13 protein-coding genes are annotated in these 14,845 nt (G+C 48.0%); all 13 read left to right on the forward strand.

Annotated elements, in window-relative coordinates; translation table 11 throughout:
* Positions 1 to 3 precede the first annotated feature (3 nt).
* The 13 genes from ABEW73_RS30295 to ABEW73_RS30355 all read left to right on the forward strand — a co-directional run bounded on the left by ABEW73_RS30295 (position 4) and on the right by ABEW73_RS30355 (position 14,803).
* Positions 4 to 1,080: an SAM-dependent methyltransferase gene (locus tag ABEW73_RS30295; RefSeq protein WP_430165350.1), complete on the forward strand. Its 1,077-nt coding sequence runs from the start codon at positions 4 to 6 to the stop codon at positions 1,078 to 1,080.
* Between the two features lie 159 nt (positions 1,081 to 1,239).
* A complete protein-coding gene (locus tag ABEW73_RS30300) occupies positions 1,240 to 2,706 on the forward strand; it encodes a serine/threonine protein kinase (RefSeq protein ID WP_430165347.1) in 1,467 nt (488 codons plus the stop codon).
* A 28-nt stretch (positions 2,707 to 2,734) separates the two neighbouring features.
* Positions 2,735 to 3,844, forward strand: a complete 1,110-nt coding sequence (locus ABEW73_RS30305; RefSeq protein WP_430165344.1) for an SAF domain-containing protein — start codon at positions 2,735 to 2,737, stop codon at positions 3,842 to 3,844.
* Positions 3,845 to 3,897: 53 nt separating this feature from the next.
* Positions 3,898 to 4,605: a hypothetical protein gene (locus ABEW73_RS30310; protein ID WP_430165341.1), complete on the forward strand. Its 708-nt coding sequence runs from the start codon at positions 3,898 to 3,900 to the stop codon at positions 4,603 to 4,605.
* The gene (locus ABEW73_RS30315) at positions 4,602 to 5,471 is read left to right on the forward strand and encodes a hypothetical protein (RefSeq protein WP_430165338.1); all 870 of its coding nucleotides are present in this window, start codon (positions 4,602 to 4,604) and stop codon (positions 5,469 to 5,471) included. The genes ABEW73_RS30310 and ABEW73_RS30315 overlap by 4 nt, the downstream gene beginning before the upstream one ends.
* On the forward strand, positions 5,458 to 7,368 hold the full coding sequence (locus ABEW73_RS30320) for an ATPase, T2SS/T4P/T4SS family (protein ID WP_430165335.1): 1,911 nt from the start codon (positions 5,458 to 5,460) through the stop codon (positions 7,366 to 7,368). Before ABEW73_RS30315 ends, ABEW73_RS30320 begins: the two co-directional genes overlap by 14 nt.
* A complete protein-coding gene (locus ABEW73_RS30325; protein WP_430165332.1) occupies positions 7,358 to 9,430 on the forward strand; it encodes a hypothetical protein in 2,073 nt (690 codons plus the stop codon). The genes ABEW73_RS30320 and ABEW73_RS30325 overlap by 11 nt, the downstream gene beginning before the upstream one ends.
* Positions 9,431 to 9,504: 74 nt before the next feature.
* Positions 9,505 to 9,963 (forward strand): ABC transporter permease, encoded by a 459-nt coding sequence (locus tag ABEW73_RS30330; protein ID WP_430165330.1) that lies wholly within the window; start codon positions 9,505 to 9,507, stop codon positions 9,961 to 9,963.
* 24 nt (positions 9,964 to 9,987) lie between these two features.
* A complete protein-coding gene (locus ABEW73_RS30335) occupies positions 9,988 to 10,383 on the forward strand; it encodes a hypothetical protein (protein ID WP_430165327.1) in 396 nt (131 codons plus the stop codon).
* A 5-nt stretch (positions 10,384 to 10,388) separates the two neighbouring features.
* Positions 10,389 to 10,943 (forward strand): hypothetical protein, encoded by a 555-nt coding sequence (locus ABEW73_RS30340; protein ID WP_098743283.1) that lies wholly within the window; start codon positions 10,389 to 10,391, stop codon positions 10,941 to 10,943.
* The gene (locus ABEW73_RS30345) at positions 10,930 to 11,925 is read left to right on the forward strand and encodes a hypothetical protein (RefSeq protein WP_430165323.1); all 996 of its coding nucleotides are present in this window, start codon (positions 10,930 to 10,932) and stop codon (positions 11,923 to 11,925) included. The genes ABEW73_RS30340 and ABEW73_RS30345 overlap by 14 nt, the downstream gene beginning before the upstream one ends.
* 122 nt (positions 11,926 to 12,047) lie before the next feature.
* Complete coding sequence (locus ABEW73_RS30350) at positions 12,048 to 13,601, forward strand: ABC-F family ATP-binding cassette domain-containing protein (protein ID WP_076321167.1); 1,554 nt, start codon at positions 12,048 to 12,050, stop codon at positions 13,599 to 13,601.
* 392 nt (positions 13,602 to 13,993) lie between these two features.
* Positions 13,994 to 14,803, forward strand: coding sequence for an aminoglycoside phosphotransferase family protein (locus tag ABEW73_RS30355; RefSeq protein WP_430165320.1), 810 nt, complete (start codon positions 13,994 to 13,996; stop codon positions 14,801 to 14,803).
* The last annotated feature ends 42 nt before the right edge of the window (positions 14,804 to 14,845 follow it).

The raw sequence follows: 14,845 nt of genomic DNA on the forward strand, positions 1-14,845 counted from the left end.
CGTTTGGACGAATTAAATGTTATGCAAGGGCATGAGGAACAGAATCAAAATCACCGGGATTTTCACAGTAAGTGGATATGCACGGCAAACCATGGTTTTGCTCCTTACGCCCAAGAAGAGCTGCGCCGGATGTTTGGCAGTTTAAAGAGCACGATGATGATGCCGGGCGAGGTGTTTTTAGCGACACTCGGCAGTTCCGAAGATGAGGCGAAGCGGCTAATTACGTCTTCCCCGCCAATTTTTCTGCGGCATTTGTTTCCGGTACATCTGGAGGTAACAGCCGATACCGCTGCCGAAGCATTGCATGCGGTCGTTGAGCATGTCACGAAGCAGGAGGAGATCGGCAGCAGCCGTGTATCCATCCAGATCCGAAAGACGGAGAACAGCTCGTGGAAGGAAAACCCGGCGGCGCTTCGAGATGAATTACTGCATCGCTTGGCTGCGCTAGAAATTGAATACACGGTCCAGGCACCGGAGTGGATTATTTCACTATTCGCTGCTGACAGCGTCTGGTATGTTGGCGTGTCGCGGCCGGAGGACAACCTGTCGGATTGGAACGGAGGCGCCGTCCGCTTTCAACGGGAAGAGGGACAAATCTCAAGAGCCAAATTCAAGCTCCTTGAGGCGGAGAAACAGTTCGGGATTCCGTTTGATTCCTTCCGCAAGGCTGTCGATATCGGAGCAGCGCCTGGCGGATGGACATCCTTTCTATTGGAGCGCGGCCTGCAAGTTACGGCAGTTGATCCGGCTAAAATGCATCCATCACTCGATGGTCACAAAAACCTCCGCGTGATTCACAAGAATGCAGCGGACGTATCGTTTAGAGATTCTGAGTTTGACTTGTTGGTGTGTGATATGAGCTGGAGTCCTAAACAAATGGCCAGAATGGTGACCGGGCTGCTGCACAGTCTTCAAACGGGTGGTACTGCTGTCATTACGGTGAAGCTGCTGACTAAGAAACCGATGGCGCTGGTGAAAGAAATCATGTCGGTGTTTGAAGAGTCCAGAATGCAGATTCAGGGAGCGAAGCAGCTGTTCCATAATCGGGACGAAATTACGCTGTATATGATTAAGTATTAAAAAAGTCTTTACAAGTGAATGTAACTTGTTCTATAATGATTCCAAAATTAACCAACGACAACATTAGGGAAAGCATCCCGCTATTCATCACAGTTCAGTGATGGGCGGAGTGCTTTCCTTTTTTTGTTGTGCTTGTAAGTCAGAGGAGAGGGCATTGACATGAATCAGCCTTGCAGATTGGTACATGGGGAAGTGTTGGGCGAGCGTTACGTGATTGACCGCGTAATTGGTGAAGGGGGCATGAGCTGCGTATATCTAGCCGAGGATCTGAAGCTGCCCGGGAAGAAATGGGCAGTGAAAGAGAGCTTGTCTGAACCCGGTATGCAGCGCGCCGTTCAGGATGAGGCACAGCTTCTGATTAAACTCAGTCACCCGCGGCTGCCCCGTATTGTCGATTTTTTTCATGTTCAGGATACCGGCTACACCTATTTAGTTATGGATTATATTCAGGGCATGACATTGGAGAAGTACTTCCGGGGATATCGGGGAAATGTGAATCCGGACTTCATTATGGAACTGACCGAGCAACTGCTGGATGTTCTGGAGTATCTCCATCATCACGAACCTCAGGTTATATTCCGAGATTTAAAGCCATCGAACATTATGCTGACCGATCAGTTGGAGGTTAGACTCATCGATTTTGGAATCGCGAGAAGTTATAAACAGGAGGGTCGCGAGGATACGGTCAAGCTAGGCACGGTTGGATTTGCAGCGCCGGAGCAATACGGAGGAAGGCAAAGCGATGCGAGATCGGACCTGTATGGGCTTGGCGCGCTTCTGCTTTATCTCTCAACTAGCGGCAAATTCAGTGAATGGATAACGGGCGTGGAGCGTCATATTCGTGGCGATTTACCAAGAGAGCTTGTGCCCGTTATCCGAAAGCTGCTGCAGTATGCTCCGGAGCACCGATATCAATCCACGGTAGAGGTTCGTTCAGCACTTAACAGGCAGCAGTCGATTACTGCGAATATAGCGGGTGTTCAGTCCAACACGCTAGCCGGGACGCTTGTAACGGCCGTATTGGGGGCATCGTCCGGTGTAGGAACAACGCATAGCTGTATTGCATTTGGTCATTACTTGGCTTCAAGGTACGGGAAGGTAGCGATCGTGGAAATGAGCGCAAAATCCACAGCCTTTACCCGGATTCAGGAAATTGCCGAGGGCGGGAAGCTTGGGGCTATCCGAAAATTCGAAATCAACGGGATTCACTTTTGGCGGCAAACGGCCAGAACGGAAGTTATTTCGCTGCTCGGAGGCAGCTACGATGCGGTTGTGTTGGATTTGGGAGCATACCGGGACAGCGAACGGCTTGAGGAGTTCCTTCGGGCCGATCTGCCTGTCGTTATCGGATCAGGAGCGGAGTGGCGACAGCATGACTTAGTGACGTTGGCCCGGATGCTGTCCAGACACCCACAGCCGGCCAGGATCTATGCACTGCCTCTCGCAGGAGAAGAAACGATTCAAGAGATGAGAAGAACGCTAGGGACGAATAAAGTGTATTCTTTGCCCCTGCAATTGGACCCTTTTGAAGTACCGGACAGCAGTCGGGAGGCATTTGCACAGTTATTTCAGGACTATTTGCCGCCGGCAGAAAGGAAGCGAAGATTCAGGTTTCTAAAGAATTAACTGCATATGAACTGAAGGAGATGAAGCAATGCCGATTATCAGGAGGCGCAGCCGCAAACTGATATTTGCTGGACTTGCCGGCGCAGCCGTAACGGGTGCCGTATGTGCTGGCACAATGATGTATTATGTGCACGGTTATAAAGAGCAGCAGAGTGTAGAGCGTACGAAATACGAGCAGCGAATCACGGAACTTGAAGAGACGCAGCTGCAGCAGCTAAATTCAATGAAGGTTGCATGGGTCCCGTTGAAAGATATTCCGCCTGGTCATTTCATCGATGCGAAGGATATTAAGGAAGTGCGTCTGCCTGATGACGGTTCTTCCGGCAATCTGTTCTCGGTCAAGGAAGAGATCGCAGGGAAGGGGGCCAAGATCGAGCTGCTGCAGGGAACACCGATTACCCGCTCGATGCTCTTTGAAGAAGAGCCGACACCGTCTGATCTCCGTCATCGGGAGATGAAGTCCGTATATTTGCCAAGCAATTTACGCCAAGGGGATGTAATTGATGTAAGGGTTCAGTTTCCGACCGGACAGGATTACATCATTTTATCGAAGAAGAAGATCGACAAGCTTCAAAATCCAGCGTTTTGGACGACATTAAGCGAACAGGAGATTTTATTGCTCTCCAGCGCTTTGGTGGATGCTTATCTGCATGATGCAACGCTATATGCACTCACCTATGTAGAGCCGGAGCTGCAAGATAGAGCAATTCCTAACTATCCTCCGAACGCTGAAGTTACGAAGCTGATTGCAAGCAACCCGAATATTGTGAAGAAAGCTGAGAAGTTTTTCGAGGTAACGTTGCGAAGCACGCTGGAAGAGGATTTAAAGAAGCTTCAGCCGAATCAGCAGGCTCAGGTATCCGATATGCATCCTAATTCGATCTTCGCTAGCGGTGCAAGGAGTCCGGACTCCTGGAGTTCTGCGTCCAACATAAGCCCCCAAGCGAAATCTTCAACGGATACGGAATGGAATACCGCTGACATCCGTTCTGACGATGAGACCAATATAGAGACTCCGCTCCGTGAAGAGCGGGATTCAGAAGCAGAGCAGATTTTGGGATCTTCCGGCTCGCCAGAATCCCAGAATAGCAGTGATAAGGAATCACCAGAAGCGGAGTTGATATTCTCAAGTCCTTAGTAAGACAAGGCAAACCCTGAAGAACAGATGGTAAGTGAAGGAGTGTAATCAAAGTGAAGACATGGATATTTACAGGCATCTGTGATAAGAGCGACATGCTCCTCTACATGTGCAAAATATTAGCCAATGGAGACAACAGAGTACTGCTCGTGGATGGTGCGATTGATGCGAAGTACAAACATTGCATAGGCGTGATGCATCCGAAGCTGCCGGTTATGGAGTTTGCCGGATTCGACGTGGCAACCGGATTTAATAACTATACGTCGCTGATGGACTATCTGGAGGAAACTGACGAGAAGAAATATGACTATATCGTCATGGACGTGGAGAAATCGGAGTTCCTGGACAAGATTCAGTGGGATACAGCAGATGCCCATGTTTGGGTTAGCGGGTTCGAGGTAACAGGCCTGCGCAAGAGTACGGCTTTGCTTGATGAACTGAGAGCTTCAAGAACAGATGATCCGCTACCGCCTTTCCATCGGGTATATGTTCAGGTCATTGAAGATTTGATGGATGAAACCTATATTGAAGGCTATCTGGAAGACAGCCGGATTCAATGGCTGGGTCCACCCGTGAAAATGCCGTGGGATGAATTGTTTTTCGCCTTGAAAATAAAAAATGAACATGCAGGAAGATTGGGCATCAAGCCATTGTCCAGACAGTATAAACGATCGCTTACCGAACTTCTCCGCCTTTTAACGGAAATGGAGCAGCGGCATATTCGCCGGGCGCTTCGGCAAGCAGGAAGGAGGCATGCATGAGTCTGATTGCTGTATGGAGTCCCTTGAAGAGCGGCAGTGGCAGTACGATGTTGGCCTCGAGCTTACCTATCGTATTGGCGCTTGAATATCAGGTCAAAGTGCTGCTCGCCCATGGTGGACATGCAGGGGAACGAGTGGAGCAAGCCTTTACCTATAAACAGGAATCATTAGATTATATGACGGCATTTCAAGATACCGGAATGGATGCCTTGGAACGTCTTCGTGCAAGCGGGCGACTGAGCCCGGAGAATGTGCGCAATTATACCTTGCCGCTTCTGTCTGATCGGCTCGATCTTTTATGTGGACCAAAACCGATGACTGCCAATGCTATACATGCGGCAAGAAATGCGGAGGACGGGAAACAGGCGGAACTTATGACCAGCGTGATGGAGTCCTCCAAGCGAAGTTACGACGTCACGGTTGCCGATGCAGGCAATGGAGTTCCTAGAGTGGCAGATCGTGCAATACTTCGAGCGGCAGACCTAATCGTGGTTGGTTTGAATCAGAATTTGCATGTCCTGGAGAGTGCGCTTGAACAGGAGAGGTTACCTCCTGAAGTGAAGGACAAGGCATGCTTATATATCGTCGGCAAATATGATCGGGATAGCCATTGTACACTGCAAAATATCAAGCGCCGCTTTGGCATCAAGACGACGGTACTTGGTGTTCCGTATTGTTCCGGGATGACAGATGCATGGAATATGCGTTCAGTTATGCCCTATATGCAGCGAAGTCGGGGAGGCGCTGACCTGAAACGCATGAGCTCTCTGTATAATGCGGTTCGTAATCTGGCGGATGATGCGGCTGAATACCTTGGCCTTCCTTCCGGCGGTTCGAAAGCGGGAGGCCTGCATGCTCTTGGGTAATTCCTTGAATACGATATGGATTATCGTCATGATTTTGTTTGTATTGCTGTTTGTATATCTGCGTTATTTGGATACCCGAAAACCGGCTGCTACGATTTCGCGGGGATCAGACCCCTATTCTCTTGAAGCTATGACTGCGTTTGTTAAAGAAAGCCTCCATCAGCTGACGCACAGCCAGTTGTCTGATTTAGGGCTGCACGAAGAGGAGTATCGCCGCAGGCTGAACAAGCGAAGCGAATTGAGGAGTGCCCTCAAGGGCTGCGTATCCGGAGATGTGCTGGATAAAGCATATGTAAAGGATTTTTTAAAGCAGCTGCTGGTCAGAGATCTAGGTTTGAACGAATCCAACATTCATGCAGCCATTCCGTTCGAAAATCTGACCGAGTTAACAGCCCAGGATCAATTTGAGATCATATTATATCTGTATAAGCAGAGGCACGGAGAGGATGCTTTATCTGTACTACTTGAGACGTATGATCTTGCAGGGCCGCGCGTGATTCCAGGTTATGGAGAGGGCAGCGTCTATGCGGTTACCGCGGAGGACATCGCATATATCTATGAGTCGGAGCAGCGTACGCTCTTGTTTCCGGAGAAGCTTGACATCGTCGTCCAGCGCATTTATCAGCAGTACAAAGGCTTTTCCGTTGTGGATGAAATCAGGGATCAACGGATCGACGGGATCAGTGGCGGCGTTAGTGGCATTCCTGTTAATCGTGACAGCGGGCAGGATATTTTCCACTCCCAGGATGAGTTCTTGGGGTTAAGTTTTTCCCATACCGAATCGCCTGCAACAGGCTGTGAGAGTGTGTGGATTTTTTATCGAGGGGTGTCGCTGCATCTAGCTTTTTTATCGTTTGGTTCGATGCTAGAACTTAAGAGGGTATGTCAAAACATATACAAATACAATCATCCCGGGCAGCTTTCAGAAGCCAGCGGTTATAAAGTGAATGAGATGAAGGATGGCTCCAGGGTCGTTGTGGTTCGGCCCCCATTTGCCGAGTCCTGGGCGTTCTTTGTCCGCAAGTTTGATCTGCCCAAGGCTTCGCTGGATCAGTTAATTACGGGAGACGGCTCGGAATTGGTTATCGGTTTGTTGAGGTATTTAATGAAAGGCAGCCGGATTACGGCAATCACCGGTGCTCAGGGTTCCGGAAAAACAACGCTGCTCATGGCGATGGTGGGTCATATTTATGCGTCTTATACTCTTCGGGTTCAGGAGATGGCCTTTGAGCTGCATTTAAGGAAAATTTACAGCCGCCGGAATATTCTCAGCTTCAGAGAAACCGAGCATATTAGTGGGCAGGCCGGTCTGGATCTGCAGAAGAAAACGGACGGTACCGTTAATATTCTTGGTGAGGTTGCCAGTGACGAGGTAGCTTCATGGATGATACAGATGTCTCAAGTGGCAAGTTTGTTTACCGTGTTTACCCATCATGCCAAGACATTCAAAGACCTTGTACAATCCTTGCGCAACTCCTTGCTCAAGAGCGGCGTTTTCAGGCAAGAGCATATTGCGGAGCAGCAGGTGGTCAGCGTGATCAACTTTGATATTCATCTACGAAGAGACGCTTACGGTAACCGTTACATAGAGCGTATTACCGAGTGCATCCCGGTTGAGAAGGGATCCCTGCCACCATTCGAGGGAACTTCAGAAAACCGCTGGAAGAGCAGCATGGAGGAGTATTTTCAGCTAAGTGCAGAACATATGCGGAGATTGAACGAAGTAAGTTATTTCGTTTCCCGTAATGTGATTGAATACCGGGACGGTGCCTATATCGCTGCCGCCAAGTTATCCGAAAGCAGTGTTCGTGAAATGACGGAGCAGATGCATCCGGAAGATGCCGAAGAATTCAGAGTGTTTCTGGCTTCGGGTTGGGGGGAACAAAGTGACCTCTAAAGATGTGTTAACACTGATATTAATCATATCTCTGGCTCTGTTTTCCATCACATTCGGTATCATGTCGTGGATGAACAGGAGACGAGGGTATCGTGAGGTAACTTCCGTCAAGGTGGATGCGGGCGAGGTAAGATCATTGCGGGGGATGTACCGGCAATGGTTTCAATTGGCCTATATGTATGGAATGAAGCTCCCGCTAATCAAAGCCTATCTTAAACGGATCAGACAGCGGATCGCGATCCTGCATCCGTACGACGAAATATCACTCCGGTTTGAAACAGTGAGGCTAGCCCTAGCGATTACCGGTACGATCGGGTTAACCGCCATGCTTCTTATATGGAGTCATCCGGACTTGGGGTTTATTATCATTGTTATTCTCGCAGCAGCGGTTATTAACAATATGCTCGTTGAGATGTTCATTAACCGACTGGAACGAAAAATACTTATCCAATCGGTTGAATTGTTCTCCTCCGTCCGCCACCACTATCAGCAGCATGGAATGGTAGAGGAAGCTTTGTACGAGGGGGCGGAGACTTCTGGACATGAAATCTCTATGCATGCCCATCGGATCTACAATGCCTTGGTATCCAACGATCCTGATGACGAGCTGGAGAGATATTATGAGGTAGCGCCGAACCGATATCTTAAAGCATTTGCGGGTATTTCACATCTGGTCATGGAGTTTGGCGATCATGCGAGAAAACAAGGCTCTATCTATCTGCATGGACTAAGCGGATTAACGAAGGAGATCCAGTTGGAAATATTGCGCAGAGACAAGCTGGATTATTTAATGAAGGGTTTGAATGTGATTGCGTTGGCACCGGTCTTTTTCACCAAACCGATTGAACGCTGGGCCAGAAGCAGTTTTCCGTCGATGGATGAGTTTTATATGAGTAAGCTCGGTTTTGTGACCAAGATATCGATTTATGTCATTATTCTCATTTCTTATATCTTGCTTCAGAAGCTCCAGCAAAATCGAGAAACGGATTACCGCGCAGAGGTTCAGAAGATGACCTTGGAAGAAAGGATGTACCGAATTCCTGTTATGCGCTGGCTTGTGAAGGTGATGGCTCCGACACCCGGTACGGTGAAATATGACAGGCAGGTACGATTACTAAAGGAAAGTAACGCGAGAATCAAGTTCGAGTGGCTCTATATCAGAAGGGTGACGTTCTTCCTCCTGGCTTTCTTCCTGGCGTTATCGCTGGCAGCAGGCCTGCATGTGCAGGCAAAACATCATCTGCTGTATGTCCCCGTTTTCCTGAACCATTCCCTGTTCGGCCAGATGAATGAGATCGAGCGTCGTCAGGCAGAAGAAACGGTTGAGCGTGATCGGCTGCTTATTGAACAATTGCGTATGTCGCCAGATGTAACCGATGATCAGATCAAACAAATGGTCAGTGAGACAGACCCTATTGGATTGACCAAGGAACAAGTTGAGATCACAACCGATCGAATTATGACTAAACTCCAGCGCTATGATAGCGAGTATTTGAAATGGTGGGAGTTGCTCTTATCCTTTCTGGCAGGTGTGGCTGCATATGCGGCGCCATTATGGCTGCTGCATTTTCACCGGAAAGTACGCAATATGGAAATGCGGCATGAAATTTATCAATTTCAGACGGTCATATCCATATTGCGCGGAATGGAGCGCATCTCGGTTGAGGGCATCTTAGAATGGCTTAATCGGTTTGCCGTTATTTTTAAGATTCCCATTCAAAAAAGCTTGCTTCATTACGAACATGGCGCACAGTTGGCATTGCTGGAGCTGAAGGATGACGTCTGGTTTCCTGAATTTCAGCGGCTGGTGGACAAGCTGCTGCTTGCGGTAGATAAAGTACCGATCAAGGATGTTTTTGATGACCTCGATGGAGAAATGATATTCAGTTTCGAGCAGCGCAAGCATGAGTATGAAGCGATGATCGATACGAAGGCCGCATGGGGGCGAATGATCGGTTTTACTCCGATGTATGCGTTGATCTTTATGTATCTTGTCATCCCGCTAATCGGCATGAGTTTCTCCCAGATGGAGACGTATTATGAGCAAATTCAACGTTTATAACGATACGAGGATTGCTCAACTGGAATCATGATTCATAGGATCAAAAAATAATTGAGAGAATGAGGGAGATTTCAATGAATAATGCATCATCCGCTTTAAAGGTTGCAGCAGGTATATTTCTGACCATTGCTCTGATTACCATTGTTGTTATTTTGTTTATCTCGGCGCAGGAGGCAACCAAAACCGCTCAAAATAATTTTTCAGATATTCAGACAGAGCTGTCCCAGGCAGCATTTACCGTGTATGACGGAACAACCATCAGCGGTTCTCAGGTGACAAACGCACTGCGCAAATATAAGGACAAGGATCAATTTGGCGTTTTCATAGCAACAGGGAAAAATAAAGCAGGTCAATGGTACGGCAATGTGTTGGAGAAGGACGGTTCGATTCCTAATCCGGATTCAAGACAAGGGAATATCGAATACGTTATGGATGAGAAAAGCCCAGAGTACGTCAATCCAAGCGGGAAATTTAAAGCCACCATCGTTAAGGATGATTCCAACGTGATCAGAGGCATCAAGTTCGATCAATAGTTATGAATGGAAAGGTGACTTGCCTTGCGTGAACAAACGATAAGCGCACTTGAATTGGCAGCAGGGGTGGCATTATTTCTTGGCGCAGCCCTGTATGCATTCCATATTCAGACGATGGTCGATGGCGGTATATCAGCAGCGGGTAAAATGACTCAGGAGCAGCATGCCGGTGTGATCACCGTAGAGATGACGAACGAGAACAGGAAGCTCATTTATAAGGGAAGCGAAGTATTATTCACGCTGCGAGAGGTTCAAGCAGGCGGCTTCAATATGTATGTGGATGGAGCACTATTCCGATCTGGAAGTAATCCGGAGGAGCTGGATCTTTCGATCATTGATATGAACGCCCGTTATGCTACGGAGTACGTTCGGAGAATCGATGGAGATGTGGAGAGCATCCAGTTTGTTAAAGTGAGGTAACAACAATGTCAAACTCGGTTTCGAAATGGTTTGCTGCCTTTCTGGCACTTCTTCTGCTGTACTTGGTTCCCGCAGGCGAGATGGCCAGAAGACAGGATGATCTGTCACGACTCGTTGTTTATCAATCCGTCACCAAATTCGTGGACAGTGTTCGTACGAAGGGGTATATTACTCCGATTATGTACAATGACTTCCTGCAAGAGCTGGCAGCCACCGGGAACATTTACAATGTGGAGATGGAGCACCATCACAAGAAGTACCACCCGGAATATGCGGATCCTTCAGATCCTGGAACATTCCTGAACCGTTATTCCGTCGTATATGATGCTTACTATCAGGAAGATGTTATGGGATATTTGTTCCCGGAGTCGAATGTTGATAAACACGATGACAGGCGCCGATACCGCTTAACGGCCGGAGATCACTTCCAAGTAAGTGTCAGTTCTCTGAATCGAACCCCCGGACTGATCATGTTTGATGCGCTGACTGGATCAAATTCAGGTGGAAAAGCAGCAATCGCATTCCCTTACGGAGGCTTGGTTCTGAATGAAGATTACTGATCTTGCCATCGTATTCACCGCCGTCTTTTTCCCCATGTTTCTCATCCTGGGCATGCGTGCCGAGAGTCTGGAGGATGTCCGGTACGTAGAGATGAAATATTCGGCTGCGCTGCGCACAGCCGTCCAAGACGGCGGGATGATGCTGAACGATAATGAGATCCAGGACAAAGAGTCGGCATATGATTCTTTGAAATTTATGCGTGCGGACAAAGAGCGAGCGCTGGAGTCCTTTTCCCGGACGCTGTATATCAATATGGGAATAGCGGATGATCCCGCTGCGAAGGCTGCCCTGTGGTGGTATATTCCTGCTATCGTTGTTCTGGATTATGACGGGTATTATATGTATGTGTCGCAAACCTTCACCAACGCGTATGGGGAGGAGCTCATGGAGCACAGATGGACACCCAAAATTCCTTATGCCTGGAATGATGGCAGGGGCAACAGCATCCAGTTTACTTTGGATTCCTTCGTTAAGGTGTATGAATCAGGTGGAGGTTCCTCCATCTGGCACTCTGGTTTTCGGGAGGATCTGACTGGCAGGACGGGTGTAGCTTTGTTGGAAGATAAAGATAGGTTTGAACAAGTCAGGCGGATCACGATTGTGAATACCGTTCAAGATCATCTTGCTTATTACATACAGCGGCACAACCAAGTGGCGCTCCGAAACGGAGTATCCTATACGTTCGCGCTTCCGTTGATATCCCAGGAAGAGTGGGTGAATACGATGGATGATATCGGTATGATGGCGTTTATTCAAGGCATTCCCCTGGGCGATCAGTATTATAATAACTATGCCCTTGGAGGCGGCAGACTCGTTAAAGCTCCGGTCTATTTCGGAGGGGTGGATAACAGGGGGCTCAAATATTATTATCGTGATGTCTGCCAATACAACTATCGCGTGGAAGAAGTGTTTCCGAGTGCCAAGGAGGCAGCGGCAGCCGGTTATCAGGAGAAAAGCTGTTCTAATCCCGGTGTTCTATAATCTCTGAAAGTTATGGTTTCTGCCGGACTCCAGGATGTGATACAATAAACTCTTGACTGTTTATATTTCGCTAAATTAACATGAAATAAGTTCATTTTATACAGACAGGAGTTACTATAGCCATGAGTTTATTGACTGTAGAGAACGTATCGCATAATTTCGGGGAACGTACTCTATTTAAGAATGTATCCTTTCGTTTGTTGGCAGGCGAACATGTTGGTTTGGTTGGAGCAAACGGCGTAGGCAAATCAACACTAATGAATATTTTGACCGGGCAGCTGTTAAAAGACAGCGGCAAGGTGGAGTGGACACCGAAGATCCGGTACGGATACCTGGATCAGCACACCAAGCTGACACCTGGCAAAACGGTTCGCGATGTGTTGAAGGATGCCTTCCTGCCTCTGCTGGAGCTGGAAAAAGAAATGATGGAGATCACCAATAAGATGAGTGATGCTTCTCCCGAAGAGTTGGAGCTGCTGCTCGAACAAATGGGTGAAATTCAGGAGCAGCTGGATATCGGGGATTTCTACATGTTGGACGTAAAGGTTGAAGAGATGGCGAATGGTCTTGGGTTATCCGTCATTGGCTTGGATCGCGATGTAGCCACATTAAGCGGGGGACAGCGTACCAAAGTATTGCTTGCGAAGCTTCTTCTGGAGAAGCCCAATGTACTGTTGTTGGACGAGCCCACCAACTATCTGGATGTTGAGCATATTGATTGGCTCACTCAATATTTGAAGCAATACCCATATGCTTTCATTTTGATATCTCATGATACGGAATTTATGAACCAGGTGGTGGATGTGATCTATCATTTGGAATTTGCGAAATTAACTCGCTATACAGCGAACTATGAGAAGTTCCTGGAAATGGCCGATATCAATAAGAACCAGCATATTGATGCTTACGAGAAGCAGCAGGAATTCATCAAGAAACAGGAAGACTTCATTCAGCGGAACAAGGCCCGTTACTCCACCTCTGGCCGAGCGAAAAGCCGGGAGAAGCAGCTGGATCGTATGGAGCGGATTGACCGCCCCGAGGAAGCAGCTAAACCCGTGTTTAACTTCAAGGAATCCCGTGCCAGTGGTAAAACGGTATTCGAGGGGATCGACTTTGAGATCGGATATGATCGACCATTGCTCCCCAAAATGAATATCCTGATCGAGCGAGGAGAGAAAATTGCCATTGTTGGCTGTAATGGCGTAGGTAAATCAACGCTGCTGAAGACCATATTAGGCAAAATCCCGGCGCTCTCCGGGAAGACGTATCAAGGGGATTTCCTGGTGCCTGCTTATTTTGAGCAGGAAGTACGTCCAGGGAATATTACACCGATTGATGATGTGTGGAACGAATTCTCACATTTGAACCAGCACGAGGTTCGTGCAGCGCTTGCTCGCTGCGGGCTCAAAAACGAGCATATTACCCGACCATTGAAGGCACTTAGCGGCGGAGAGCAAGCCAAGGTCCGTCTGTGTAAACTTCTGATGCGCGAAAGCAACTGGATTCTGTTTGACGAACCGACGAACCACCTTGATGTTGTGGCTAAGGAAGAACTAAGACGTGCTTTGAAAGAATATAAAGGCACAATCCTGCTGGTTTCCCACGAACCTGAGTTTTATGAGGATTGGGTGACCAAGATCTGGAACGTCGAAGACTGGTCCAACCAGAATTCCTGATTCATATTAGGATCACAATCCTGCTCTCTGCCAGGATATATGAAACCCTGATTAGAATGAATTTATTCGTATTCCATAAGGAGGATGGGCAGATGCTGCCTGTCCTCCTTATGTATATCCGCAAAATGGGGCAACGGTTACGGTTTATTGGTTTGATTATATCGTATATCGTATATCGTATATCGTATATCCTATATCGTATGGTATATGCCTTGTGCTTTATGTTTTATGGTATAAGTGCATTTATGATATGCTAGAAACAACCTGAAACGAACGGAGGAGATGTTGATGGAAGACATGGACTTATCCATCGGGGCATCATTATATGAAGGGGATTCGCATCCATAGCCCCATGAACCCGTAATTCCCTTCTGAAAGGGAGTCGTACTAAAATGAATTCGGAAAATAACTTAAATCAGGGAGAAGACGTCATGCTCTCTCCTGAAAAGTCGGTTGTACGGCGGGGCCAGATTGTGTACCGCCCAGCCGGAGCTTGGACTCCGGCTGTACACTCTTTGTTGAGGCATTTGAGGCAATCAGGGTTCACATCGATTCCGGATATTATAGGTTCAGGATGTAATGAGAAAGGCCAAGAGATGTTAAGTTATATCGAAGGCGAATTTGTTCATCCCGGACCATGGAGCGACAAAGGCATCATCGAAGTAGGACAATTATTACGGCAGCTTCATGACGCTTCGGCTACATTTAAACTGCAACCCGGGTTTGTCTGGAAGCCGTGGTTCCTGCGTAAATTGGGTGACGACGGGGTTGTGTACAGCCATGGTGATATTGCACCTTGGAATATGGTTACCCGTGATGGAATGCCGATTGCATTAATTGACTGGGAATACGCTGGCCCTGTACATCCGTTTGTTGAACTAGCCCGCGTATGTTGGCTCTTTCCGCAGCTGCATGATGATGATGTAGCTGAAAGGGTTGGTTTGCCAAATGCAGAGGTTCGTGCAAGACAGCTCCGTCTATTGGTTGACGCATATGGCCTCGATCCAACTAGTAGGGTCTCCCTCTTTGAGATGATTGTTGAGGTGGTCGTTCGAGAAACGGCAGAGGAAGCGATCGAGTTGCAAGTCACGCCGAAAACGGAAGGCCTTCTATGGGGGATTGCCTGGAGGGCGCGGAGTGCGGCCTGGATTTTGCGTCATCGCGGTATATTGGAGAAGGCGCTGAATACTAGATTGTATTAGGTTGCAATAGTTAAACAGCCCATCCTCTTCGTGGGATGGGTA

It is taken from the genome of Paenibacillus lautus (assembly GCF_050482385.1).
Lineage (GTDB): Bacteria > Bacillota > Bacilli > Paenibacillales > Paenibacillaceae > Paenibacillus_AQ > Paenibacillus_AQ lautus_B.